This is a genomic window from Alphaproteobacteria bacterium US3C007 (assembly GCA_034423775.1).
Taxonomy (GTDB): Bacteria; Pseudomonadota; Alphaproteobacteria; order Rhodobacterales; family Rhodobacteraceae; genus Thalassovivens; species Thalassovivens spotae.
Map to the genome: position 1 here is coordinate 789,940 of CP139918.1, position 25,278 is coordinate 815,217.

General features: G+C 51.7%; 21 protein-coding genes, 1 tRNA gene and 1 pseudogene. 10 read left to right on the forward strand and 13 right to left on the reverse strand.

The features are described 5' to 3' along the window. Positions 1–76 precede the first annotated feature (76 nt). The 3 genes from UM181_03955 (at position 77) to UM181_03965 (ending at position 2,475) form a co-directional block, all read left to right on the forward strand. Positions 77–502: a hypothetical protein gene (locus tag UM181_03955; protein ID WQC63772.1), complete on the forward strand. Its 426-nt coding sequence runs from the start codon at positions 77–79 to the stop codon at positions 500–502. Positions 503–574: 72 nt separating this feature from the next. Then, positions 575–1,045 carry a hypothetical protein gene (locus UM181_03960; protein ID WQC63773.1) on the forward strand — a complete coding sequence of 157 codons (471 nt, stop codon included), beginning with the start codon at positions 575–577 and terminating at the stop codon, positions 1,043–1,045. Positions 1,046–1,389: 344 nt separating this feature from the next. Then, the gene (locus UM181_03965) at positions 1,390–2,475 is read left to right on the forward strand and encodes an FAD-binding oxidoreductase (protein ID WQC63774.1); all 1,086 of its coding nucleotides are present in this window, start codon (positions 1,390–1,392) and stop codon (positions 2,473–2,475) included. A gap of 43 nt (positions 2,476–2,518) precedes the next feature. Here UM181_03965 and UM181_03970 read toward each other — a convergent pair whose 3' ends face one another. After that, a complete protein-coding gene (locus UM181_03970; protein ID WQC63775.1) occupies positions 2,519–3,250 on the reverse strand; it encodes a M48 family metallopeptidase in 732 nt (243 codons plus the stop codon). Between the two features lie 78 nt (positions 3,251–3,328). Between UM181_03970 and UM181_03975 the strand changes: the two genes are divergently transcribed. Beyond that, positions 3,329–3,568, forward strand: coding sequence for a hypothetical protein (locus UM181_03975; protein ID WQC63776.1), 240 nt, complete (start codon positions 3,329–3,331; stop codon positions 3,566–3,568). A gap of 13 nt (positions 3,569–3,581) precedes the next feature. On the opposite strand, the gene modC is transcribed toward UM181_03975, so the two are convergent. Then, positions 3,582–4,661: a molybdenum ABC transporter ATP-binding protein gene (gene modC, locus UM181_03980; protein ID WQC63777.1), complete on the reverse strand. Its 1,080-nt coding sequence runs from the start codon at positions 4,659–4,661 to the stop codon at positions 3,582–3,584. Then, positions 4,658–5,356, reverse strand: coding sequence for a molybdate ABC transporter permease subunit (gene modB / locus UM181_03985; protein ID WQC63778.1), 699 nt, complete (start codon positions 5,354–5,356; stop codon positions 4,658–4,660). Before modB ends, modC begins: the two co-directional genes overlap by 4 nt. 361 nt (positions 5,357–5,717) lie before the next feature. Between modB and rimP the strand changes: the two genes are divergently transcribed. The 4 genes from rimP to infB are packed head-to-tail and all read left to right on the forward strand — an operon-like array spanning position 5,718 to position 11,048. Then, positions 5,718–6,290 carry a ribosome maturation factor RimP gene (gene rimP / locus UM181_03990; protein WQC63779.1) on the forward strand — a complete coding sequence of 191 codons (573 nt, stop codon included), beginning with the start codon at positions 5,718–5,720 and terminating at the stop codon, positions 6,288–6,290. A 2-nt stretch (positions 6,291–6,292) separates the two neighbouring features. Further along, on the forward strand, positions 6,293–7,909 hold the full coding sequence (gene nusA / locus UM181_03995) for a transcription termination factor NusA (protein WQC63780.1): 1,617 nt from the start codon (positions 6,293–6,295) through the stop codon (positions 7,907–7,909). A gap of 11 nt (positions 7,910–7,920) precedes the next feature. After that, complete coding sequence (locus tag UM181_04000; GenBank protein ID WQC63781.1) at positions 7,921–8,556, forward strand: RNA-binding protein; 636 nt, start codon at positions 7,921–7,923, stop codon at positions 8,554–8,556. Beyond that, the gene (gene infB, locus UM181_04005) at positions 8,553–11,048 is read left to right on the forward strand and encodes a translation initiation factor IF-2 (GenBank protein WQC63782.1); all 2,496 of its coding nucleotides are present in this window, start codon (positions 8,553–8,555) and stop codon (positions 11,046–11,048) included. Before UM181_04000 ends, infB begins: the two co-directional genes overlap by 4 nt. Positions 11,049–11,156: 108 nt before the next feature. Here infB and mutT read toward each other — a convergent pair whose 3' ends face one another. From mutT to UM181_04020, 3 genes are read right to left on the reverse strand one after another with little or no spacing between them, the layout of a single operon-like run. Further along, on the reverse strand, positions 11,157–11,555 hold the full coding sequence (gene mutT, locus UM181_04010) for an 8-oxo-dGTP diphosphatase MutT (GenBank protein ID WQC63783.1): 399 nt from the start codon (positions 11,553–11,555) through the stop codon (positions 11,157–11,159). Further along, positions 11,552–12,769: a bifunctional glutamate N-acetyltransferase/amino-acid acetyltransferase ArgJ gene (argJ, locus tag UM181_04015; protein WQC63784.1), complete on the reverse strand. Its 1,218-nt coding sequence runs from the start codon at positions 12,767–12,769 to the stop codon at positions 11,552–11,554. The genes mutT and argJ overlap by 4 nt, the downstream gene beginning before the upstream one ends. Positions 12,770–12,781: 12 nt before the next feature. Next, on the reverse strand, positions 12,782–13,630 hold the full coding sequence (locus UM181_04020) for a peptidylprolyl isomerase (protein WQC63785.1): 849 nt from the start codon (positions 13,628–13,630) through the stop codon (positions 12,782–12,784). 171 nt (positions 13,631–13,801) lie between these two features. Here UM181_04020 and secA point away from each other — a divergent pair, with 171 nt between their 5' ends. Next, the gene (gene secA, locus UM181_04025) at positions 13,802–16,486 is read left to right on the forward strand and encodes a preprotein translocase subunit SecA (protein ID WQC63786.1); all 2,685 of its coding nucleotides are present in this window, start codon (positions 13,802–13,804) and stop codon (positions 16,484–16,486) included. Positions 16,487–16,584: 98 nt separating this feature from the next. Next, positions 16,585–16,661 (forward strand) — tRNA-Arg (locus UM181_04030). 425 nt (positions 16,662–17,086) lie between these two features. Here UM181_04030 and UM181_04035 read toward each other — a convergent pair. From UM181_04035 to UM181_04065, 7 genes and pseudogenes are all read right to left on the reverse strand, one after another. Then, positions 17,087–17,605: pseudogene (locus tag UM181_04035) on the reverse strand (arginine deiminase family protein). Positions 17,606–17,618: 13 nt separating this feature from the next. Continuing rightward, positions 17,619–19,217 carry a 5-guanidino-2-oxopentanoate decarboxylase gene (locus UM181_04040; GenBank protein WQC63787.1) on the reverse strand — a complete coding sequence of 533 codons (1,599 nt, stop codon included), beginning with the start codon at positions 19,215–19,217 and terminating at the stop codon, positions 17,619–17,621. Continuing rightward, positions 19,214–20,401: a pyridoxal phosphate-dependent aminotransferase gene (locus UM181_04045; GenBank protein WQC63788.1), complete on the reverse strand. Its 1,188-nt coding sequence runs from the start codon at positions 20,399–20,401 to the stop codon at positions 19,214–19,216. The genes UM181_04040 and UM181_04045 overlap by 4 nt, the downstream gene beginning before the upstream one ends. After that, positions 20,398–21,045, reverse strand: coding sequence for a TetR/AcrR family transcriptional regulator (locus tag UM181_04050; GenBank protein ID WQC63789.1), 648 nt, complete (start codon positions 21,043–21,045; stop codon positions 20,398–20,400). The genes UM181_04045 and UM181_04050 overlap by 4 nt, the downstream gene beginning before the upstream one ends. 305 nt (positions 21,046–21,350) lie before the next feature. After that, positions 21,351–21,935: a hypothetical protein gene (locus UM181_04055; protein ID WQC63790.1), complete on the reverse strand. Its 585-nt coding sequence runs from the start codon at positions 21,933–21,935 to the stop codon at positions 21,351–21,353. A gap of 535 nt (positions 21,936–22,470) precedes the next feature. Further along, positions 22,471–23,622 carry an acyltransferase gene (locus tag UM181_04060; protein ID WQC63791.1) on the reverse strand — a complete coding sequence of 384 codons (1,152 nt, stop codon included), beginning with the start codon at positions 23,620–23,622 and terminating at the stop codon, positions 22,471–22,473. A 64-nt stretch (positions 23,623–23,686) separates the two neighbouring features. Next, a complete protein-coding gene (locus UM181_04065; protein WQC63792.1) occupies positions 23,687–24,832 on the reverse strand; it encodes a site-specific integrase in 1,146 nt (381 codons plus the stop codon). Between the last annotated feature and the right edge of the window lie 446 nt (positions 24,833–25,278).

Here is a 25,278-nt window from a genome sequence, read left to right on the forward strand (position 1 = left end):
ATTATTACACAGCGCCGCAAGTAGGCGCGGATGAACAATTTTATTTGAACAACAGATTATAGAGAAAGGGAGACCAATGCCCTCAACGGATAAAATTAAAGACCGCTTAGAAAAGCTTGATTTAGAAAAGGCTGAACTGAAGGGTCAGCTTGATCGCGATCGCTTAATGGCCGCAACAAACACTGTGATTGAAACCATTACCTCTCCAGAGTTTGTAGAAAAAATGCGCCAAGCTCGGGAGGAAGCCGAAAAAGATGGAGGTTACGAAGCCGTTGCGAAGATACTGAGCCTGGAAGGGCTTCGCGCCGCAGGCGCAAAAATTCCAGAAGATTTCAGGCTGACCAGCCGTATCTTCGAAGATAAAGTAAGGGGCGAACGCTTTGAGATTTCTCCGATCAATGATCCCGATGGCCCGCTTCAGCCATATGACCCATTAGGATGGGGCGCCTGCGCTGGCGGGGGAGCCGCTACCATCTGTGGCTGCGGTGGCTTTTCAACCTAACAGGTGGGTAGTTGCAGCCTACCACCCGTTAAAAAACCTCTGAAAACTTCTTTGCAAATTCAGGAGAAGAAAATGCAGCCTGCCAAAAAACCACACGGATACCAAGGCTTAAGCTATGAACGCCCAGCGCTACAAGCGGCGATGCGAAATGCCTATAACAGCTTGATTGATTTCATTACCACCGACGCATTCAAAACCCTGATGGACGACCTAGGGGCCTTGCATCCAAGCCATCGCCCCAAATTCGTTTTTGACGTGTTGCTAAGTGATGACGCCTTAGCTGCCCGCGGTATTAAACGGCCCAAGAACATTCTTATCCAAAGGTCCGCGTTTGGGGATCGACGCCCCACAATTTTTGTAGTGAAGCGTTTTCTCCCAGAAGAGTTTTCGAATGTTTGGCAAAACGTAAACATTACCTTTGATAACCAATTTATAGATTCAACGGTAAAGCGCGACCCCGATATCAGTTGGCGCAAACCCCTGCCTATCTCAGACCAGGCGGCGGCTATGGCGCGGGGGGACGCCCTCGAGCATCTGGCTTAAACGCACCACACGGAAAGACCCGCCGGGAAAAATCGAAAAGAACTGTACCGCCCCGGTATATTTTGCCAGTATTCCACAATGGAGTATGATTTAAAATTATCGCCGCGGGTCACAGACTTCCGGCATATTTTCTTTTTTGGGCCCGAGCAAACGCTCAAATCTAAAGCGCCTGCCCTACCCATCTGGCAGATTAAAACGCGCATCATAATCATCCGCCGTTTTACTGATTTTATCTATGCATGTGCCGCATTCAGAGAATTACCCTATGCGTCGCATTGGCAATTTTGCGCTGTTTTCTTAAACCTCGCCTTTCCAACAAGCCCGCCTTTTTCAGCCTTCCAAACATGAGCGATATAATCATCATCGGTGGCGGTATTGCCGGTATTTCCGCAGCCGCACGTCTGTCAAAACAAGCAGATGTAACGGTGCTTGAGGCAGAAGACCAGCTTGCCTACCATGCCTCTGGGCGATCCGCAGCGGTTTTTATCAAAGATTACGGCAACCCCACAATCCGGGCCTTAAACATCGCCAGCTTACCGTACCTAAGGGCCGAAAACGGAGGTTTTTTAAGCCCAAGAGGTATGATGCTCTTGGCAAAACCTGACGATCGGGCCGCCTTCAGCGATGAGGCGGTTGAGTTTGGGCTTCAACCCATTTCTGTTTCTGAAGCGATAGAAAAAGTTCCCCTAATTAACCAATCTATGCTGGGATATGCTGCATACCGCTCAGATGTTTACGACATTGATACAGATAGATTGCTGCAAGATTTTCTGCGTAAAGCACGCAATCAGGGCACAAAGATTCATGTTTCTCACCCTGTTAAGGCGCTGAATTTCTGTGGCGGGAAATGGCAAGTCAAAACCCAAAAAGGCGATTTTCAAGCCAATATTTTGATCAATGCAGCGGGGGCCTGGGCTGATCATATTGCAAAAATGGCATCAGTGCCGCCCCTAGATCTGATTGGGTATAGACGTTCAATAGCAAGACTGCCCGTGCCAGGGGGCTACGATCCGACCTATTGGCCCGTTATCGATGAAATTGGCGAAGCATGGTATGCAAAACCAGACGCAGGGCAGTTGATCGTTTCGCCTGCGGATGAAGATCCATTGCCTGCACAAGATGCTTGGGCGGATGATATGATACTGGCCCAGGGCTTGGCCCGTTTCGAAACCATGATCAAGCATCCCATAACGCGGCCCAGCGCAAACTGGGCAGGTTTACGCACCTTCGCGCCAGATCGCGCCTTAGTGATCGGCTCTGATCCAAAGCTTCCAAGTTTTTTCTGGCTTGCCGGTCAAGGGGGATATGGGTTTCAAACAGCTGCGGCCTCTAGCCAATTAATCGCGGATCTGGTGCTTGATCAGAGGTCAGATTTGCCAAAGGATATTCAAAATCAGCTTAGTCCAAGCCGGTTTCACCAAAAGGCATAAAACAAAGATTGTAGAACATAGAAACTTTTAATGCAGATTGCCGTCACGAGGAGGGAAGATCCGCTATGGCTTTCCGCACGGTCTCAACCCGCGCCTGATTGGGCGGATGGGTGCCCAAAAGCTGGTCAGCCGGATCCGACATGCGCATAAAAAAGGCAGCGCCGCGCAAAGCATCATACCCCGCGATCGTAGCAATCCAAGTGCCCAGCCGATCCGCTTCCAGCTCATACTTTTTAGAAAATTTACGCCCCCCCAAGCGCGCGCCAAGGCGCTCTGCATTCCGAACCAAACGATCCGAGGCACCGATAAGCGAAATTAGCCCACCAAACCTCTCGGCGCCGCTGCGAGCGGTATGATATTGCTGATACAAATGCCCCTCAAGATGATGCGCCATCTCATGCCCTAAAACAAAGGCCAATTCATCCTCATTGCGGGCATGCTCAATCAATCCCTGCGAAAACACAACCAATGGGCGCCCATTAGATCTTATCGTTTGAAACGCATTCACCAAATTTGGGTTTTTCTTGTAAACAACCACTTCAAAATCGCAGTTCAATTGGGGTCTAAAACGGCGGCATAAATCTTCTCCCACCGGCTCGACCTCAGCGACAACAGAGGCAAAGGCCCCGCTTGGTGGAATAAAATTTGGCTCCATCTTCTGGGGCTCATTCGAGGTTTCTGCTGATGCGCGGTCAAAATCTTTAATTGCGGGGGCGCTTGCACAGGCAGAAAGCAGCAGAACGCATAGCAAACCCACCAGTTTCCCCCCGTTCAAAGCCAACTCCCCCTTTTTATCAGAAATAAACCGACCGCAGCGAATTGCATTACAGCGCAAGCCGTTTACACTGTGCCTATGTTTACTATTGAACACGATTTCGATGCAACTGTCGTCACTTTGGTTGATGAAGGACAAACACCCCTTCAAGAGGATGTGATCGTCAATAACTTTGCGGAATGTATTACGGTAGAGCAATATGATCCCAGAACCGATCGACTTCAAAAAATCACGCTTTCGATCACGCAAATGCGCGATCTTGCCGCGGCAATTTCGCTGCCAGAAGGGGCCTATTCCCGGGTTCATCATCAGAAATAACGCAATTGCGCATTTAAATGGCCACTTCTGCAGGTCTGATCGATAAGGTTTTTACGATTGCATAACAGGCAAGATCGGGCTGCAAGCACAAGCGCTTTGCAGAGCGTGCTGTGATGCGCGCGAGCAATCGATCATTGCCCGAGTTTAGTTCAACAATCATTCCGGGCCCATCCCCAGGGCGCAAGGATATGATATGACAGGGCAAGATATTCAACGCCGAAATTTGTTCTGGCTTTTGCACCGAAATCATCACGTCTTGTGCCAAGATCCGTACCCGCACGCGGCTGCCCAATGGCGCTTCTATTCGGGGCAAAAAAAGCTGGCCGGCTGTGGTGTTCAAGGTGCTCAGCCCATCCTCTGACTGCGCCGTTAAACGCGCAAGTACGCTTGCACCCGCCGCCGCCAGCCCCAATTGTGGCACCAAACTCGGATCAGACAAAAGATCAGAGGCTGGCCCGCAGGCAACCAGTTTGCCCGCATCCATAACCACAATATCAGTTGCCAAGCGGGCAAGTTCGGGCACCGAGTGGCTGACATAGAGCATCGGCAAGCGCAATTTATCGCGCAACCGCTCAAGATAGCTTAAAATTTCTAACTTACGCGCCCTATCTAAGGCTGCCAATGGTTCATCAAGCAGCAGCAAATCAGGGTTTGATAACAAAGCACGGGCAATCGCGACCCGCTGTTTTTCTCCGCCAGATAATGTATCCGGGCGTCGGTCTAACAATTTTTCAAGGCCCAAAATATCTATAATTAAATTTGCATCTATCTCAAAAGAGCGCGCCGGGCGGCGCCCATAATTCAAATTGCGCTGCACGCTCATATGAGGAAATAATCGGGGGTCTTGAAAAACATAGCCGATGCCACGCTGATGCGGGGGAATGTTTAGACCCCGCCCAGCATCAAAAACCGCGCGACCCGCGATTTCAATGCGCCCTTTCTGCGGAGTAATCAAACCTGCAACCGCATTCACAAGCGTGGTTTTACCCGCACCCGAGCGGCCGAATAGAGCACTAACGCCGTTGGGAACCTGAAATTTGAGCGCAAGATTGAAATCGCCGACGGAATGATTGAGATCTAAAAAAAGCGTCATTGGCCTGTGCCATGCACAACGCGCCGCGCCATCCATTCGGACAGCGCCAGCGCAAGAACAGAGATAAAAACAGACAGGACCAAAAGCCGAACCGCAGAAGTATCCCCCCCTGGCACCTGTAAGAAAGCGTAAATCGCCGATGGCAGCGTTTGCGTCTGGCCCGGTATATTTGCCACAAAGGTGATTGTTGCCCCAAATTCTCCCATCGCTTTGGCGAAGGCCAAAACCACCCCTGCCACCAAGCCGGGCGCCATCATGGGCACCGTAATGGTCAGGAAAACCCGGATTGGTCCGGCGCCAAGCGTGGTGGCCGCCTGTTCTAATTTGGGATCCACCGCCTCGATCGCCAAACGGATCGCGCGCACCATAAGCGGAAACGCCATGACCGCAGCCGCCAGCACAGCGCCCGTCCAACGAAACGCCAAAACGATACCAAAAGTATCACTTAGGAAACGTCCCACAGGGGCCGTCTGCCCGAAGACAAGCAGCAAAACATACCCGGTGACAACCGGTGGCAGAATGAGTGGCAAGTGAACGCAAATATTCAGCAGCTGACGGCCCCAAAATTGCCAGCGTGCCAAAGCATATGCCACCAAAATAGCCAGGGGCAGGCTGAGCAAACTGGCCCAAAACGCAACCAGAAGCGACAGCTGCACGGCCTGCCATTCTGTAGGGGCTAACCCAAACAAAGGCATACCATCTGTTTTGAAATAATCAAAAGTATCATCTTTTCTGTTTTTTCACACTGAGGGCAAAAGGCAAGCCCGTTCAAACCCTCATCGGCCGCGCCTGTTTTCAGCTGAGAACCGTTTTATCAGATCATTACCCTTGTCAGCTATGCGCATAAACGAGAGAAATTCACCCCAATAAAAGATGTTTGCGGGTGGACCAAATCGCGTAATCCGCTATCACCATTCAGCGGTAGCCCCAAATAAAAAGAGGGCTTGCAGCAAATCGAAAAACCTCTTAAAAGCCTGATCAACAGCGGCGCGTTGGTTTCAATGTTCCACCGGAAGTTCATACGGGCCGCGGGCCCGTTTTTTTATGTTTGGATCCATGATCAACGATTTGATAGCAAAAGCTGCCATTGACCAACGTTTGGCTGAAATCATCACCCCGGTGATTGAGGATCTGGGCTTTGAATTGGTGCGCGTGCGCTTGATGAGCGGCAAAGAGACCACTTTGCAGGTGATGGCGGACAACGCAGATGGCGGCATTGATGTGGATAATTTGGCCGAAATCTCAACGGCGATTAGCGCGGTTTTAGACGTGGAAGATCCGATTCTAGATATGTATACGCTGGAAGTGTCGAGCCCGGGCATTGACCGCCCATTGACCAGGCTAAAAGATTTCGAGCTCTTCGAAGGCTATGAAGCAAAAATTGAGACCCATGACTTGATCGATGGTCGGCGGCGCTTCAAGGGCGTTTTGGCCGGAATTGAGGGCGATGATGTGCTGATTAACATCGAAGAGGGCACAATTGGGCTTAATTTTGAATGGATGTCTGACGCAAAACTGGTCCTAACGGATGAGTTGATTAAAGAAATGCTGCGCCAACGCAAAGCCTCTGGCGCATTAAGTGAAGATAAATTTGACGATATCGAGACCGAAGGGTCGCAGGAGGACTAACAATGGCTATTACCTCTGCAAATCAGCTTGAGCTGTTGCAAACCGCCGAAGCCGTGGCACGCGAAAAAATGATCGATCCCACTCTGGTGATTGAAGCTATGGAAGAAAGTTTGGCGCGGGCTGCCAAATCCCGCTATGGCAGCGAAATGGATATTCGCGTTGCTATCGATCGCAAAACCGGCCGCGCAAAATTCACCCGTGTGCGTACGGTTGTGGAAGAGGCCGAGCTTGAAAATTATCAGGCGGAAATGACCGTTGAACAAGGCAAGCAATATCTTGAAAATCCAAGCGTTGGTGATCAATTTATCGAAGAAATCCCACCGGTGGATATGGGACGAATCGCTGCGCAATCCGCCAAACAAGTGATTCTTCAAAAAGTGCGCGAGGCCGAGCGCGACAGACAATTCGAAGAATTCCAAGATCGTGCCGGAACCATTATCAACGGCCAAGTTAAACGCGAAGAATACGGCAATGTGATCGTTGATGTCGGTCGTGGAGAGGCTGTTTTGCGGCGCAATGAAAAAATTGGCCGCGAAAGCTATCGCCCCAATGATCGCATACGCTGTTATATCAAGGAGGTGCGCCGCGAAAGCCGCGGTCCGCAGATTTTCTTAAGCCGCACAGATCCACAATTCATGGCCGAATTGTTTAAAATGGAAGTGCCGGAAATTTATGAAGGCATTATCGAAATCAAAGCTGTCGCCCGTGATCCCGGATCACGCGCCAAAATAGCAGTGCTCAGCAATGATGGATCTATTGATCCGGTTGGCGCATGCGTTGGGATGCGCGGCAGCCGCGTTCAAGCCGTCGTGAATGAGCTTCAGGGCGAGAAAATCGATATAATCCCGTGGAACGAAGACCAACCCACCTTCTTGGTGAATGCCCTGCAACCGGCCGAAGTTAGCAAAGTGGTGCTTGATGAAGAAGCAGAACGCATCGAAGTGGTTGTGCCAGAAGAGCAGCTGAGCTTGGCGATTGGCCGCCGCGGCCAAAACGTACGCTTGGCAAGCCAGCTGACCAATCTTGATATTGATATCATGACGGAAGAGGAAGAAAGCGCGCGTCGTCAAAAAGAGTTTGAAGAACGCACGCAACTGTTCATGGAAACGCTCGATCTGGATGAATTCTTCGCACAGCTCTTGGTATCTGAGGGCTTCACCTCGCTTGAAGAAGTGGCCTATGTCGAAGTTGACGAATTGCTCGTGATCGACGGCGTTGACGAAGATACCGCAAAAGAGCTGCAGGTGCGCGCGCAGGAGTATCTTGAAGAAACGGCGCGCAAAGCGCTTGAGCGGGCCCGCGAATTGGGCGTGGAAGACAGCCTTGTCTCTTTTGAGGGTTTGACGCCTAAAATGATCGAGGCATTGGCCGAAGATGGCATCAAAACGTTGGAAGATTTTGCCACTTGTGCGGATTGGGAATTGGCCGGCGGCTGGACAACCGTTGATGGCGAGCGGGTGAAAGACGATGGCTTACTGGAAAGTTTTGACGTGAGTCTGGAAGAGGCACAAGACCTCGTAATGACCGCGCGGATCGTTCTAGGCTGGGTGGATCCGAACGACCTTATCACCGAAGGTGATGATGAGGATGACGCTACCGAAACAGAAGAAGAAAGCTAAGCATCTGATTTATGTCGCGCAACCGATCATATGACATAGCCGGCCAGGCCCAAGAGCGAAAATGCATCGCAACGGGCGCGCTATGCCCAACGCATGACATGATGCGCTTTGTGGTCAGCCCCGATGGTCATCTGGTTGCCGATGTCTTGGGCAAACTGCCGGGGCGCGGCATCTGGGTGTCTAGCAATCAGCAGGCCTTGCAAAAAGCGGTGAAAAAACGCTTGTTTGCGCATAGTGCAAAGCAGCCTGTTCAGGTTTCTGAAACGCTTTTGCAGGATCTTGAGGCCCAGCTATTGCGGCGGGTTATTGATTTGTTAAGCTTAGCGCGCAAGTCAGGGCGTGCGATCGCCGGGTATGAGAAAGTGAAAGATTGGCTAAGTAAAGAGCAGGCCAAAGTGTTGGTGCAATCCAGCGATGGATCAGAACGTGGCAAATCAAAGCTGAGTACGCCCTATGGAGGGCGCTTCATAGGCTGGCTGCGCTCAGATGAGCTAGGGATGGCATTTGGGCGACAGACTGTAATTCATTGCGCACTTGCGTCTAGCGGAATTACGCAACGTGTAGTAGAGGAAGCGCATCGGCTGAAAGGCCTGCGCATAACGGAGGGTGCAAAATCACCCCTCCAGAAGGAAAAGACAGCTAGATGAGCGATAGTGACGGCAAAAAAACTTTGGGCTTACGCGGCACGCCCCGTTCGGGAAACGTGAAACAAAGCTTTAGCCATGGCAGAACCAAAAATGTTTTGGTTGAAACCAAGCGCAAGCGCGTGGTTGTGCCAAAGGCGGGTACACCAGTGCAGCCGGGCACAAACCCTGCGAAGACACAATCCAGCAATCGGCCCGCGGGCATCTCAGATACAGAAATGGCGCGCCGCTTAAAAGCTGTGCAAGCCGCCAAAGCCCGCGAAGCCGAAGATACGGCAACCCGCGCCGCGGAAGAAGAGAACCGCCAAAAAGAACGCGAGCGCCGTCGCGCAGAGCAAGCAGAGAAAGAGCGCGAGCAACGCGAAGCTGAAGAAATCGCGCGTAAGAAAACTGAAGAAGAGACCCGTCTGCGCAAAGAACGCGAAGACTCTGCGAAGAAAGCCGCCGCTGATGCAAAATCAGCCGTGGCAGCGCCCGCGGTCAAGAATGAAGGCGAGGTCAAACGCCCCACGTTGAAATCGGCCGCGCCGACCTCGCGCAAGAAAGAACGCGAAACCGAACAAGACCGACGCAACAATAAAGGCCGTGATGATGGCCGGCGCTCTGGTAAGCTTACCCTATCACAAGCTTTGGAAGGCGAAGGCGGCCGGCAAAAATCAATGGCCGCAATGCGCCGCAAACAAGAGCGGGCGCGGCAAAAAGCTATGGGCACCAGCGCCGAGCGGGAAAAAATTGTGCGCGAAGTGCAACTTCCCGAAGCGATCACAGTGTCTGAATTGGCCAACCGCATGGCCGAACGCTCGGCCGAAGTCGTGAAATCCCTGATGAAAATGGGAATGATGGTCACGCAAAACCAAACGATTGATGCCGATACGGCGGAACTGATCATCGAAGAATTCGGGCATAAAGTTGTTCGGGTTTCTGATTCGGATGTTGAAGATGTGATCAACGAAATCGAAGATGATACGGAAACATTAAAACCGCGGCCGCCAGTGATTACGATCATGGGCCATGTCGATCATGGTAAAACGTCGCTGCTGGATGCTATTCGCAAAACCAAAGTGGTGTCAGGGGAAGCGGGCGGAATCACGCAGCATATCGGGGCCTATCAAGTGTCAACCGATAGCGGCGCGGTGCTAAGCTTCTTAGACACGCCCGGTCACGCGGCCTTTACCTCAATGCGATCACGCGGGGCGCAAGTCACCGATATTGTGGTTCTGGTTGTGGCGGCAGATGATGCGGTCATGCCGCAAACAATCGAAGCCATTAACCATGCCCAAGCGGCCAAAGTACCCATGATCGTTGCGATCAACAAAATGGACAAACCTGATGCCACCCCGGATAAGGTGCGCACTGACTTGCTTCAGCATGAAGTGATTGTTGAAAAAATGTCGGGCGAGGTCCAAGATGTTGAAGTCTCCGCGATCAGCGGGATGGGGCTGGATGATTTGCTGGAAGCCATCGCGCTGCAAGCCGAGATTTTAGAATTGACCGCCAACCCTGACCGCGCCGCGCAAGGCGCTGTGATTGAAGCGCAGCTGGATGTGGGCCGCGGGCCCGTTGCGACGGTTTTGGTGCAAAAAGGCACCTTGAACCAAGGCGATATTTTCGTCGTTGGTGAGCAGTGGGGAAAAGTGCGCGCCTTGATAAATGATAAGGGCGAGCGCATCAAAACCGCGGGCCCATCAGTACCGGTTGAGGTGCTCGGCATCAATGGAACGCCCGAAGCAGGCGATGTTCTAAACGTGGTGGAAACAGAAGCTCAAGCCCGCGAAATTGCGGATTACCGCGCCAATTTAGCCAAAGAAAAGCGCGCGGCAGCGGGGGCAGCCACAACCCTTGAACAATTGATGGCAAAAGCCAAAGAGGATGAAAATATCTCGGAACTGCCCGTTTTGGTGAAAGCTGATGTGCAAGGCTCTGCCGAAGCTATCGTTCAGGCGATGGATAAAATTGGCAATGAGGAAGTGCGCGTGCGCGTTCTGCATTCGGGTGTTGGTGCGATCACCGAAAGCGATATTGGGCTGGCCGAAGCATCCGGCGCGCCCGTGATCGGCTTTAACGTGCGAGCCAACGCGCCTGCGCGCAATTCAGCCAATCAAAAAGGCGTTGAAATCCGTTATTACTCGGTGATTTATGATCTTGTTGATGATGTAAAAGCCGCAGCCAGCGGCTTGCTCAGCGCCGAAATTCGAGAAAACTTCATCGGCTATGCGCAGATCAAAGAAGTGTTTAAAGTCTCTGGGGTTGGTCGGGTTGCCGGCTGTTTGATCACCGAAGGTGTGGCGCGGCGCAGCGCTGGCGTGCGCCTGCTGCGTGACAACGTGGTGATCCATGAAGGCACGTTGAAAACGCTTAAGCGCTTCAAAGACGAAGTACCAGAGGTTCAATCTGGTCAAGAATGCGGCATGGCGTTTGAAAATTATGAAGATATTCGCGCTAATGATGTGATCGAAATCTTTGAGCGTCAAGAGATTGAGCGGGTTCTCAGCTAAACCGCGACATCTAGACGAATAAAAAAAGCCGCCCCACGCTGGGGCGGCTTTTTTATGCGGAACTGCTTGAGCTTGGTGTGTATCGCAGGCCAGGTGATACGCAGGCTGCTATAGCCAATCGCGCAAGATGGAAATCAGCGGTATATCCGCAGCCGGCATTGGATAATCGCGCAGCTCTTTGGCGTATACCCATTGCAATTTCTGCCCCTCTTTGGGCGCCACAATGCCCTGCCATTTCCGGCAAATAAACAAGGGCATGAGCAAATGGAAATCTTCATAACTGTGGCTGGCAAAGGTCAGGGGCGCCAAACAACTATCCCAGGTTTCTATGCCCAACTCTTCTTTCAATTCGCGCACAAGCGCCACTTCGGGCGTTTCACCTGGCTCAATCTTACCACCGGGAAATTCCCACAACCCAGCCATGGCTTTGCCCTCAGGGCGCTGTGCAATCAGCACGCGCCCATCGGCATCAACCAGCGCAACCGCTGAAACCAAAACCGTTTTCACGAGCGATAATCCGCGTTAATTGAAATATAATCATGGGTCAAATCACAGGTCCAAACGGTGGCCGCACCATTGCCCAAACCCAAATCAACCGCGATTACCAATTCCGCGTTTTTCATATAGGCCGCGCCCCGTTCCTCGCTATAGCTGGCAGCCACCCAGCCCTGCTCGGCAACCAAGATATCGCCCAACCAAATCTTGATCAAATCCCGCTCAGCAGCAGCTCCGGATTTTCCAAGAGCCATAACAATCCGCCCCCAATTGGGATCCTCACCCGCCAGCGCGGTTTTCACTAAAGGCGAGTTTGCGATCGCTTTAGCATGTTGTTTGGCATCCTGATCGCTGGCGGCGCCCGTCAGCCTTACTTCAACAAATTTACGCGCGCCTTCGCCATCGCGGACCACCTGATGCGCAAGATCGCGCATCACCTGATGTAAGCCTTCCGCAAAGGCCGTATTCTGCGCAGACACGCAGTGCCCCGAAGCTCCGGTGGCTGCCAAAATCAACGTGTCTGAGGTTGAGGTATCGCTATCGACGGTGATGGCGTTAAACGTCACCTCGTTTAACAACGATAAAAGACCCTGCAACTCAGCCTGTTCTATCTGCGCATCGGTAAAAATATAGGCCAGCATTGTGGCCATATCGGGTGCGATCATGCCGGACCCCTTTGCAATGCCAACAATATTGACCGGTCCAGACGGGGTTTCCACCTGCGCGCTTGCGCCCTTGGGATAGGTATCCGTGGTCATAATCGCTTGCGCGGCCATGGCGATGCCTTCTGCGTCAAGATCGGCAATCAACTCTGGCATCCGTGTTGAAATTTTTTCATGCTTCAGAGGCTCACCGATCACGCCAGTCGAGGCGGTAAAAATCCGCGTTTCAGACAGCTTAAGCTGATCAGCAAGCGCCTTTGTCAAAGCCTCAACAGAGGCCATACCACGATGGCCGGTAAAGGCATTCGCGTTGCCAGAATTCACCAAAATAGCAGCGCCCTCAGCCGCTGGCAGGCCCAGCTTTTTTTGGCAATCCAATACCGCTGCAGAGCGGGTGGCCGATTGTGTAAACACGCCCGCGATGCTGGTGCCAGGCGCCAATTCTGCCAACATCACATCCGAGCGGTTTTGGTATTTAATGCCAGCCGCCAGGGTGCCAAAGCGCACCCCTGCCACATTGGGCAGCGTGGGAAACTGCGCTGGAGCCAAGGGGGACTTTGCCATATTCAGGCTCCTTTACTGGGATAACAGCTCAAAGTTTTTCACGGCGCCAGGATCGATTTGTGGATCTTCAATCAGTTTAATATCGGCTTGGCTTCTTAAAATAGCCATCTCAGCCTCAACCGCGGCGCGGCGCAGATCCTCAACGAGCATCTCGCGCACATCCTCTAGGGCGGGGCTTTCCACGGCGCGCGTTTCATTCAAAAGAATAACATGCCATCCAAAATCTGTTTTCACCGGCTTTGACACTTCGCCCACTTCAAGTTCTATAACCGCCTGCTCAAATGGTGGCACCATCATACCCTTACCAAACCAGCCAAGGTCGCCGCCCCCCGGGCCAGATGGCCCAGTCGAGAAGTCACGGGCCAAAGCCGCAAACTCTTCTCCGGCGTTCACCTTCTCGATCAACTCAAGCGCTGCCGCTTCCGTTTCCACCAAAATATGCGCGGCTTTATATTCCAAGCCTTGATCAACGCCTGAATAGGCTGCTTCATAAGCGTCTTGTATAGCGCCTTCACTGATCGGCTGTTCTGACCATTGTTCAATCATCCGCGCAGCCCGCATCAAACGACGATCATTTTCAAGCGTTAACCTGATTTGCAAAGAATCGGGAGCCGAACTTTTTTGCGACAGAATAGTCTGCTGCACCAATTGCTCTAAGATCCCATCAAACAATTGGCGATCGGGCAAAGATTTATATTCATTCGGCAAGCTTTCCCGCACCAAGAGCATATGCCCAAGCGTGATTGCTTCGCCATTCACGCGGGCCACAACCGTTTCAGCCGAAACCGCCTCTTGCGCCCAAGCACCACTGCCAAATGCGCAGCACGTCGCTGCGAGCAGAACCAATTTATGAAAACCCATCGCCTTTTTCCTTTATTTATAACCCGCCGCCTCTGGCTGGCGTTGACACTCACTATCGGGGCCCTTACATCGCTTATGGTGTTAAGGCTGCCTGCTTTACACCTATTCAGACTTGCCCATCAGAGCAAGGCCGACATGCAGATAGTTGCGTGATTATTGATTGGAGAGACCATGTTAGGGTTCGGAAAACTGGCGAAAAAAGTATTCGGTTCCCCGAATGACCGCGTGATGAAATCAACCATGCCGATGGTTGAAAAAATCAATGCCTTAGAGGCTGATTATCAGGCCCTCTCTGATGAGGCTATCATTGCCAAAACCCAAGAGTTCAAAACCCGCTTAAACAGCGGCACAACTTTGGATGAGTTGTTGCCCGAAGCGTTTGCCAATTGCCGAGAAGCCGCCAAGCGCACTTTGGGTTTGCGCGCGTTTGACGTGCAATTGCTGGGGGGGATTTTTCTGCATCAAGGTAATATTTCAGAAATGAAAACCGGTGAAGGCAAAACCTTGGTGGCGACATTTCCCGCCTATTTGAACGCGCTGACGGGCAAGGGCGTTCATGTTGTTACCGTAAATGACTATCTTGCCAAACGTGACAGCGAATGGATGTCAAACGTTTATGGGGCGCTGGGTCTTACCACGGGCGTGGTCTATCCCAATCAAGATGAAGGTGAAAAACAAAAAGCCTATGCCTGCGATATAACTTATGCCACCAACAATGAACTCGGATTCGATTATCTACGCGATAATATGAAAACAGAACTCTCGCAAATGTATCAAAAGCAACATCATTTTGCGATTGTGGATGAGGTTGATAGCATCCTGATCGATGAAGCCCGCACGCCCCTGATCATCTCAGGGCAAGCGCAGGACCGCTCGGACTTATATCAAGCGATCGACGCTGTGATCCCAGAGCTGACCGAAGAGCATTACACGCTGGATGAAAAATCCAGAAACGCGAACTTTACGGATGAAGGCAATGATTTCTTAGAAGACCTATTGCGGCAAAAAGAGATCCTGCCCGAAACCCAAAGTCTGTATGATCCGGAAAGCACAACGCTTGTACATCACGTCAATCAAGGCCTGCGCGCGCACAAGCTTTTCACCCGCGATAAGGATTATATCGTGCGCAACAGTGAAGTTGTGTTAATCGATGAGTTCACCGGGCGTATGATGGCGGGGCGGCGCCTGTCGGACGGGCTACACCAAGCCATCGAAGCCAAAGAGAATTGTACGATTCAGGCAGAAAACGTTACCTTGGCCAGCGTGACGTTTCAAAATTATTTCCGGCTTTATGATAAATTGGCAGGCATGACCGGTACCGCCAATACCGAGGCTGAAGAATTCATGGAAATCTATAAGCTGGGCGTCGTAGAAGTGCCAACGAACCGCCCGATCTCGCGCATTGATGAAGATGACCGCGTGTATCGGACGGCAGATGAAAAATATACCGCGATCGTCGAAGAAATCCAAACAGCGCATGATAAAGGTCAGCCAATTTTGGTTGGCACCACTTCGATTGAGAAATCTGAAGCCCTGTCTCAAATGCTGAAAAAAGCCAAAATCCAACATAATGTGTTGAATGCGCGTCAACATGAGCAAGAGGCGCAAATCGTCGGAGATGCCGGAAAATTTGGCGCGGTGACGATTGCCACCAATATGGCTGGTCGGGGAACGGACATTCAACTGGGCGGCAATGTTGAGATGAAAATGTTCACCGCCTTGGCCGAAACCCCTGAAGCAAATCCAGAGGATTTGCGCCGTACGATTGAAGCAGAAACCAGCGCAGAAAAGCAGCGGGTTCTGGAGGCGGGCGGTTTATTCGTTTTGGCCACCGAGCGTCATGAAAGCCGGCGGATTGACAACCAATTGCGTGGCCGTTCGGGCCGCCAAGGCGACCCGGGTCGATCTTCGTTTTTTCTCAGCCTTGATGATGACTTGATGCGGATCTTCGGCTCTGAGCGCTTGGATAAAGTCTTGTCAAAATTCGGAATGGAAAAAGGCGAAGCCATTACCCATTCTTGGGTTAACAAATCTTTAGAACGCGCTCAGTCAAAGGTTGAGGGCCGCAATTTTGATATACGAAAACAATTGCTTAAATTCGACGATGTGATGAATGATCAACGCCGCGCAATTTTTGAGCAACGCTTGGATATTTTGCAATCAGAAGACTTGTCGGATGTGACGCAAGATATGCGTCATGATGTGATTGACGATCTTGTCACCACCTATATGCCACCAAAATCCTATGCCGAACAATGGGAAAGCGAAGCCTTACAGACGGCTGTTGCAGAGCAGCTGAATATGGATTTGCCGATCACAGATTGGGCAGATGAGGAAGGCGTGGATGACGAAAGCATTCGTGAGCGCCTTGAGGATGCTTCAGATAAAATGATGGCGGAGAAAGCCATAGCTTTTGGGCCCACAACGATGCGGCAAGTCGAAAAGCAGGTACTTTTGCAAACGATTGACAGCAAATGGCGCGAGCATCTGATAACGCTTGAGCATTTACGCAGCGTGGTTGGCTTTCGCGGATATGCCCAGCGCGACCCATTGAATGAATATAAATCTGAGGCTTTTCAATTGTTTGAAAGCCTGTTGGCCAGCTTACGCACCGATGTAAGCAAACAATTATCATTGGTGCGGCCAATGACAGAGGCCGAACAGCAAGCGATGATGCAGCAGATGGTTGCGCAGCAAAAGCAATCCCAAGCAGAAATGCAAACATCGCAAACAGCCCCGGCAGAAAATGGATTTGTTGAAGACGATCCCTCAACTTGGGGAAATCCAGGGCGCAATGATCCCTGCCCCTGCGGCTCTGAAAAGAAATTTAAACATTGCCATGGCCGTTTGAGCTAAGCGCAGTTCACCAACTAGAAGCTGCTCAAAGCCGTTGAGCGTTTGACATGACGCCAGCGGCAAAATAAGACGATGTGAGAGTCGATGCTCACGTCGCGGGTCCCTTAGCTCAACTGGATAGAGCAACTGCCTTCTAAGCAGTAGGTTGCAGGTTCGAGTCCTGCAGGGATCGCCATATTTTCAGCGCAACTTATTGGAATTCCTTCGAATTTGATCATCGAGGGAGACCGTGGTGTTGCACATTCCGTACACAATATGCCGTTCAGGCACCTATTATTATAACCGCCATGTACCTAAACACGCAGTGGAAGCTTACGGTGCGTTCATCAGGCAAGCCTTATCCAAATGCCCGGAAGAGGCTGAGGCTTATGTAAAACGTCTGGGTAATGTATTGGAGGGATCTTGGAGTAATACGACCTCAATACAGCCTGTTGATATTCCAACTATTTTATTCAGCTTCAAACCAAGATCTTTTAAACTTTCTGAAATTGCAACGGACTTTGATGGTCTTACTGCGCATTGCCTTAGGCATACCTTCAGAGACCGTCTGAGAGCTGTGGAATGCCCAATGGATCTGATTGATCAGATTGGTGGGTGGGAGTCGGTTTTGAAGTGCAATACCCCTGAAGGCGTGAAAACCTCGCGCAGGCTGTGGCCCCACTCCGAGACGATGGCGTCCAATTCCGAAACCCCTTCCGCATCGGTACGTGCCGACCGGCCCACCAGGATCTCGCGGCCGGTCACTAGGATATCGCCGCCCTCGATATGGCCGGGGCCTTCGATGCGGCGGACATCATCATAGACCTGATGCAGGGTCGGCGCCATTTCATCCACTTCGCCCAGGCGCGAAGCTGCGCTCGGGCGCATCAGTACCGCGCCCTGCGGCAGGCAAAGCGCTGTGTCCTCGACAAACACGCCGTCAGGGTATTCCTCCAGTGGCGGCAATTCGATCACCTCGGCCCCTGTCCGCTTCAGCGTGGCGACATAATGGGCGTGGTCGGCAAGCATCTGCTTCAGATCCGGTGTGCCCGTATCCTTAGCCCGCAAACCGTCCACGATACTGGCGGCAGGGCAGCGCGTGATGGCGCGGAAGAATTCGAAAGAGGAGTTGTTGGTCATGCGGAGGGTCCTGTCAACCGGATTGGGCATAATTGGGGGCCTGGATTTCAATCATCACCGGGCCGGGGGTGTCAGTGACGGTTTTCAGAGCGGCCACGAGAGCATCCGCTTCTGACACGCAGGCGCAAAAAGGGATGGCGCAGGAAGCCGCGATAGCCTTGAAATCCGGCGGTGTGGGGTCGCATCCGAGCACGGTCACACCGGCAGCTTGCATGGATGTTTCGATCTCCTGATAGCCGTGGTTGTTCCAGACGAGGAAAACGATGGGAAGTTCCTCGTCTTTTGCCACCATCAATTCGGGAAGGCTGAACTGCGCGCCGCCATCGCCGGTAATGCAGATCACCGGAGCATCAGGTTCGGCCAGGGCGGCTCCGATGGCTGCGGGAATGCCATAGCCCAAGGCACCGAAACCGGTTGCGGCATTGAACCAACCGCCGGGGCGGTCGTGATCATAATAGAGGTTCCCGGCATAAATGGGTTGTGCGGAATCCCCGACCATGATCGCCTCCGGAACGACGTCACGCAGCGCATTCAGCAGAAGCGTTTGTGCCTGCATCTGCGGGCCGATTTCATCGAACGCCTGTTGCCGGGCTTGATCCGCGCAGTCGGTGCCGGTGCCATCGTTCAGGCTCGGTTGGATTGCCGCATTCAACTGGTTCAGCACACCGTCCGCGTCACCTTGGATCGCCAGTTCGCTCGGATGGCGGGAAAGCTGGTCTTCGCTGATATCGATGCGGATGAGGTTGCGCATTCGCGGCATCGTACCGGTTGCGTACATGTCATAATCGGTCGGGCCGAATTCAGTCCCCACGGCCAGCACCACATCGGCCGCGCCGATCAGGTCGCGGATAGCCTGAAGGCTGGGGCTTGCCGGAACTCCAAGAGGGTGACCATGCATCAGCCCACGCGCGTTGACGGTTTGAACGACGGGGGCGTCCAGCTTTTCGGCAAGGTCGCGAACCTGTTCGGGCGCCCGGCGGATGCCACCACCGGCAAGGATGACAGGCCTTTGCGACGTTTGCAGCATTTCAACCGCGCGGGCGATCTTGCGTTCGTCCGGTTGCGGCCGGGGCGGAAATGCGTCTGTTTTGTCCGGTTGATCGAATGTGTTGCCGGCGACGTCCAGGGGGACCTCGATATGGGCCGGGCCCGGGCGTCCCGACGAACAGGCCTGAAAAGCCCGATCAAGCGCCGGCAGCAGGTCAGCCGACGTTTCCACGCGGTCCGAACGCAGCGCGACCAAACCGACCAGGGCTTGCTGGTCGGGCAATTCATGCAGGTGCCCCAAGCCTTTGCCGAGGCTGGGCAAGGTGTTTACGCCCGAGACAACCAGCATCGGCACGGAATCGGCGCGCGCCTGCCCCATGGCGGTCAAGGTATTGGTCAGGCCCGGGCCGGTAATGACAAAAGCGACACCGGGGCGGCCCGAGGCGCGGGCATAGCCATCCGCCATGAAGCCCGCCCCCTGTTCGTGACGGGGGTTGACGTGACGGATGCCAGATGCCGCAAGTCCACGATAAAGCTCGATAGTGTGAACGCCGGGAATGCCAAAGACAGTGTCGACGCCCCGCTTGGCGAGTTGGAAGACAAGCTCCTCTCCAATGCTGCTCATGTGCTCTCCCTCATCAATTGTTTGGAATGCTGGATGATGCGGTCGCAGGCCGTCTGGAATTGGCTGTCATCGACCGTCAGCGCGATGCGGACCCAATCATCAATCGTGGTGCCGAACGAGACGCCGGGCATGACAGCGACACCACCATGTTCAAGCAGGCTCATGGCATAGGCGTTGCCATCCATGCCGGTTGAAGACACGTTGACCATTGCGAACATGCCGGCTTTGGGCTGATGCACGACAAGGCGCGTCTCGCTGGACAGGCGCTGGTGCAGCAGCACCGCGCGCACGGAAAAGCGTTGGCGCATTCCCTCCGCCACAGTGGAACCATCGCGCAGCGCCTTTTCGGTCATGTCGGCAATGAAAGGCTGGTTGCCGAACAGTATGATCTCCGACAGCGGTAGCAGCTCTTCGACAAAAGCTGATGGCCCGACGCACCAGCCGCTGCGAAAGCCCGGCGCAGCATGGGACTTGGAAATCGAGGAAACCACGATCACCCGGTCTGCAAGGTCTGAGCGCGACAGGGGAGAGGTGAAGTCCGAGGCGTTGAATAACAGCTCTTCATAGACTTCGTCGGAAATGATCCAAAGATCGTGCTCGCGGGCCAGTTGTCCAATTGTATCTATATCGGAAGCCGTCAGAATCGCCCCGGTCGGGTTGTGCGGGCTGGTCAGCAGAATCGCGGTCGTTTTCGGTGTGATCCGTTCTGCGATATCCTGCGCTCTGATGCGGAATCCGTTCTCGGGTTTCAGCGGAACCGGCACGATATCTGCGCCGGTTGCTCGGATCACGCCTTCATAGGTCGCGTACATCGGATCCCCGACAAGAACCTCATCACCAGTCTCTGCCACACCCATGAGAACGGTAAACAACGCCGTTTGCGTACCCGGAAAGCACAGGATCTGATCCGAGGTGATGTCACGTCCCGAACTGCGCGTGTAGCGTTCAGCCAACGCGGCTAACAGCCCTGGCTCCCCTCGGCCGCTGGCATAGGTCGTGCGACCCTGACGCATGGCGCACGTCGCCGCGTCCACCAGAACCTCGGGCGTTGGCACATCCGGCTCGCCAATCGTCATCTCGATGATGTCCCGACCCTGGGCAATAAGGTCCTTGGCCTTCAGATAGACTTCCCACTTGGCGCCACCCAGACCGGATAGGCGCTTGGTTATTGCTGTGTTTTTCATGAAGAACCTGCTGTGTTTTTCAATTCCAATCCGATGATCGCACCCACGGAATTCAGGCCAATCGCCGGCAGTTCACCGGGTGCAAACGCAGTGGGCAAAGCGCCACCCTCCAACCACAAACCATCGATCACCGCGTTGCTGGCGATCGACATGCGTCGGAGTGTCCAGGGCTCAACCGAAATACCCGCTTCGCCCAGGGTCTCCTGGATCAGGCTCTCAAGCTGGTCGCGAAACTCGTAATATGTCTGTTCGTGCATTTTGCGCATCTGCTCGTCTTCACGAATCTTGTTCAGAAAACTCGCCCATATGGTGACAGAGCTTGGATCGACCACCGGTGGCTTCAGGGAAGCTACCACAAAGGCCGCGAGGTGCTCTTTGGCAGTCGAATCGGCACGGTCGGTCGAAGCCGAGGTCAGCTGGGTCATGCGGCCCATGTGAGTCCTGTAGGCCGCTAAAATCAGATCATGCTTGGTCGAAAAATAGTGCCGAATTAGACCCTGAGTGACGTCTGCCCGTTTCGCGATGGCTCGCACAGTTGCCGCCCGAACGCCCTGTTCGGCGATCAGCGAAAGCGTCGCTTGAATCAGGTCGTCCTTGCGCTGTTCAGCGGGCTCGCGCCTGAATTTCTGGGTGCTTCCGGGCATTCTTTTTCTTTCCAGTCAGTAATTATACATTTGAATAATTACGAGAGATCGACATTACTACAAGTCTAAAATGGAGGGGCCTAACACAAATGGCCGAGTCGACAATCGTAAAATAATGGTACAGTTCTGGGGGCTAAGACAGGAGTAGCCTTCGGACACTGGTGCAAAACTCAGTGAACTACGGCAAAGTCCCGCATAGCAGACTTCTACGTTTTCAGAAGCGAATGACAGCTTTGCTCGCTGAGTTTTGAGTTTGAACGTGATGGCCCTCAAGCCTACCACTTGGAAGGTAGGGCCTTGTAGGTTTAGAACGTAAAATCATCATCTTGATGACTGATGTGGTGAACAGATCTACTAACTGTATCTGCACGATACCCGTCTCTATAGTCCTGCTCGGTGAAGCTCATATCCACCCAGTCATGCTGATAGCTGGCCATGTACTCATTGAAGATAGCACTGCGCCCCTTCTTAGGACCACTTGCTGTTAGTAAGGCGTTTATGACTTGAGTTGGTAGTTGCCATTGGTGGGTTAGAGTATCAAGCGACACATGCAGATGCTTCTTTTCTGTTAAGACAAACACATGGGCATTATCAGCAGTGGCATTGATATCCCCTTTAAGGTGCATTCTGTAGATGAGGCTGTTGGGGTGCTCTGCTAGTAGCTCTTCTATTAGCTGATAATACTCAGCCTTAGTTAAGGCACTACGATCATACTGCCTTTCATAAGCTTCTCGGGAGCGCTTAGGCTTTACTGCATAGTACTCTACTCTGTCTTTATGGCTCTTATGAAAGCTGAGCTTAATGCGCCCTGAGGTAAACACCTGAAGGCTATAGCCTTGGTAGGTTTCTAGGGTCTCTTGGAAGAGCTTTGGATCAATATACTTGGTCATTCTAATTTATCTTTCTGTTCTTAATACATAAATAAAAACACCTCAGGAAAGGCTCCTAAGGCAGGGTTAAAGGATAAGCTGTAAGGGGTAATTCGTAAGACGTAATATGTAAGTCGTAATACTTAATTCGTAATATATAATATATAATACATAAGGGTTTGGGTGTTCCCAACACCCTGTCAGCTTAGAACAAACTACACTACAATTTATTCTTTATCGTCTGCTATTAGAGCTGTCTTTATTTCCATAGCTTTGGGATATTTTTTCTATGTCTTTAGGGTTGCTCTCTGATGCCCTCTTTAAGCACTTCCTTTTTTGATACCCGTCTTAAGCTTAGCCCTTAAGCTGCTTCCTCGTGCCACTCTGGGGCACTCTGGGGCACTCTGGTATAGCTCCGTTAGTTCTACACCTTTTCCATATGCTCCCGCATGACGTCTAAGGCATAGCCTAAGCCGTAGTTGGCAGCGACCATACTACACTGTGCCCATCCACCGAGGTTTAAGCACGACTTTTAAGCGTTAGATCGCTAGTCTCGCTATAGGTATTTTGCAAGCCTATTCATAAATGATGACTTTGATCGATGCTTGGAGTTTTTATAACCATTGAACACCCAATCAAGCGGCGTCCAGAAAACTATGGCGTAATAGATGATCACTGACCCAAGAATTCCTGATGAGAAGCCAAGTAGAGTGACGAGCCAGTCATTGACGCCCAGATACATTAAGGTCCCACTGACGCTAATCACGAACATTAAATGGAATACGTAAATTGGATATGAAAGCTTTATCAGCCAGTTGAGAGTTGGGCCGCCCGATGAGATTTTCTGCATAGCAAAGCCCATTATCGAAAGTACAAGCAACAACGCTGCACTGCCAGAGAGTCCATTGGCAATCCACATCTCAAATACGCTTGAGAAGACGAAAGGTTCATCCTTCATACCACCCCATCCCAGCAAGCCAATCGGTACCAAACTCACTATTATCAAGATGGGCAGCCAAAAGCGTTTCTGTTGTAACTGCCCGAGGAAACGCGCACTCTTTTGTATCTGTAATCCAATCAAAAAGAACGAAGCCATGAATAACATTGAACCAAGTTTCACTTCACCGAATGTGGTTGGAATATCTCCCAAGATACCGCCTGTAGGCTTGTTGAGTGGAGAAAGTAATATCAATATTGGCAGCCACAAAACGAAAATGCGGGAAAAGCTCAGCTCATAATCAGTGATAAATTTAAAGGCCTTTGGCGCAATGCGCTTAAGCAACAACAGGACGCCATAAAATATCAACAAATAATACAGGAACCACAAATGGTCTAAACGCAATGTGAATGGAACATCATATAGGAGCCATGAAATAAGCTCAGGTAGTTTGAAGATATCATTGGTCCCTTCAGCTATTTCTGGAATTACGGCCCATAAAAGCAAGATAGGGACACCAAGTCTAATCAACCTATTTAAAGCGTAGTTGCCGACATCTCTCTTCTGTATGCTGAGGGCGGTAAAAAACCCTGCCAAAAGCATAAATAGCGGCATGCGCCATGTGTGGATCCAAATAAAGATGATGGAGCCACCAAGCCTTGGTTCAGAGCCATCAAATGGCTCCAGGAAGAGCATTAGGACATGCAATAGTACGCCCATCAAAAGTGCAAAAGCACGTAAGAAATCGAGACTGTGTAAGCGATCGGTCATAGCCAAATATTTTAACATTCAAACCGTAATTGGAAAACCCTCGGAACTTTTTAGTGTTAAAGATTTACCAAATCCGTTTCGTATACTCTCTCATGACATCTAGGGCATAGCCTGAGCCATAGTTGGCAGCGACTGTGTTTGAACCATGCCCTAGGATGGCCGTGGAGATAGCTTCCGGGCAGCCTGTGTTCCTCAGCTTGTCCTTCATGCGATGGCGTAGTGAATGCATGGTGAGCTTCTTATCTGTGATTATGGTTCTGAGGCGCTTCATGAGCATGGCTGAGCAGTTATCCCCTCCACGCTCCTTTGCGTATCGGGGAAAGAGCGGTGCCTCAGGATCTTTGCCTTGGGATACTTCCTCAAGGGCTTTAATAGCCTCTGGCGAGAGTGGCACAGAGCGCTGCGAGTTATTGGTCTTTAGCGTTCTCCAGGGGTTAGGGGATATGATTAAACATTCTTTGTCAGTGTCACAGTCTTTGACCCTCAGGCCCGCTATCTCTGATACTCTGCATCCCGTATCTCTCAGACAAACAAACAGCGCCCAAGCTGTTGTATCATTCGAGTAAGCTGTCTCTAAATGAACGACCTGAGTATCACTCAGCGGTAGCCTATCTAGCTTACTTGCACCCGCACCTTTAATGCGAAGGTTGGTAAAGACATTGGGGATGTTGAGGCTGTGCTCCACGATTGCATGGTTAATAGCTGTTCTCACAACCCCCAGCGTTCTAACAGCGCTATTGGCAGACACACGGCTTAATAGGTGATCCCTAAGATCATTGGCATCTTGCCTGCTGATATCACTAAGCGAGACATACCTAAGCTTCTGCTTACCGTAGATGTGCTGCATGTCTTTGCGCAGCCTTTCAACCCGCTGCGTAATTTCCTTTTCTGCTTTGGGTGTATCTGACTTATAGGCAACGTAGTCTTTAAGAACCGTCTCAAGCGTTATGACCTCTTGCCTTAACTTGCCTGAATAAACCTGCTCTACAATCTCTGAAGGTAGCTTTTGCTTATGCAGAGCCTTACCCAACTCATTAAGCGCATCCTCAATCTCAGAATACTCAGGTACGGCATTGGCCAGCACCATATCCGCCACTTCATCGCCCAGCGCACCCCTAATAATCTCAATATTGCGCTCTCCTGCTGACTTATCTTTTTCACCCTCTAGCAGAGCTTCGATTCGAGCATGTACCAAGGGCAGGTTTTGCATGGCTTCTTTGTAGCTATCCCCAAGCTGGCGATAGAGCGTTGCTTTCCCGATCAGGGCTCTAAGATACAGGGGAACGTTGCGTTAATATCGATAGCTTCCATTGGCACGGCGAAAGACATAGCGTGGGAATTTAAGCGGCATATCATCACTCATAGCTGTTAGCTTTGAGACATAGCTGCCCAGTTGCAAGTAAAACTGGTGGTTTAACGCTGACTATTTAGCGAACAGTTTCGACAAACTGGTCCTCCAAGCGGTCCCAAAAGTGGTCCACTTCAAATCTATACCACTGTTTTTGCTTGTTTTATTCTAAATTCTACTAGAATTTTGGTGCCCAGGAGAGGACTCGAACCTCCACGTCCATACAGACACTAGCACCTGAAGCTCTAATTCGCTTCGTGTTCATTATCAGACACTTACGTCAATTCCTGCGTATAGATTCACACGGG

Coding starts and splice junctions, on each gene's coding strand:
- modB (WQC63778.1), bottom strand. CDS start 5,356: ATGCCTTTGTTTGGGTTAGCCCCTACAGAATGGCAGGCCGTGCAGCTG.
- rimP (WQC63779.1), top strand. CDS start 5,718: ATGATCAACGATTTGATAGCAAAAGCTGCCATTGACCAACGTTTGGCT.
- UM181_04040 (WQC63787.1), bottom strand. CDS start 19,217: ATGAGCAGCATTGGAGAGGAGCTTGTCTTCCAACTCGCCAAGCGGGGC.
- UM181_03960 (WQC63773.1), top strand. CDS start 575: ATGCAGCCTGCCAAAAAACCACACGGATACCAAGGCTTAAGCTATGAA.
- secA (WQC63786.1), top strand. CDS start 13,802: ATGTTAGGGTTCGGAAAACTGGCGAAAAAAGTATTCGGTTCCCCGAAT.
- UM181_04020 (WQC63785.1), bottom strand. CDS start 13,630: ATGGGTTTTCATAAATTGGTTCTGCTCGCAGCGACGTGCTGCGCATTT.
- UM181_04065 (WQC63792.1), bottom strand. CDS start 24,832: ATGCAAAACCTGCCCTTGGTACATGCTCGAATCGAAGCTCTGCTAGAG.
- UM181_04000 (WQC63781.1), top strand. CDS start 7,921: ATGTCGCGCAACCGATCATATGACATAGCCGGCCAGGCCCAAGAGCGA.
- UM181_04050 (WQC63789.1), bottom strand. CDS start 21,045: ATGCCCGGAAGCACCCAGAAATTCAGGCGCGAGCCCGCTGAACAGCGC.
- nusA (WQC63780.1), top strand. CDS start 6,293: ATGGCTATTACCTCTGCAAATCAGCTTGAGCTGTTGCAAACCGCCGAA.
- UM181_04055 (WQC63790.1), bottom strand. CDS start 21,935: ATGACCAAGTATATTGATCCAAAGCTCTTCCAAGAGACCCTAGAAACC.
- UM181_04045 (WQC63788.1), bottom strand. CDS start 20,401: ATGAAAAACACAGCAATAACCAAGCGCCTATCCGGTCTGGGTGGCGCC.
- UM181_03955 (WQC63772.1), top strand. CDS start 77: ATGCCCTCAACGGATAAAATTAAAGACCGCTTAGAAAAGCTTGATTTA.
- UM181_03975 (WQC63776.1), top strand. CDS start 3,329: ATGTTTACTATTGAACACGATTTCGATGCAACTGTCGTCACTTTGGTT.
- infB (WQC63782.1), top strand. CDS start 8,553: ATGAGCGATAGTGACGGCAAAAAAACTTTGGGCTTACGCGGCACGCCC.
- UM181_04060 (WQC63791.1), bottom strand. CDS start 23,622: ATGACCGATCGCTTACACAGTCTCGATTTCTTACGTGCTTTTGCACTT.
- modC (WQC63777.1), bottom strand. CDS start 4,661: ATGACGCTTTTTTTAGATCTCAATCATTCCGTCGGCGATTTCAATCTT.
- UM181_03965 (WQC63774.1), top strand. CDS start 1,390: ATGAGCGATATAATCATCATCGGTGGCGGTATTGCCGGTATTTCCGCA.
- argJ (WQC63784.1), bottom strand. CDS start 12,769: ATGGCAAAGTCCCCCTTGGCTCCAGCGCAGTTTCCCACGCTGCCCAAT.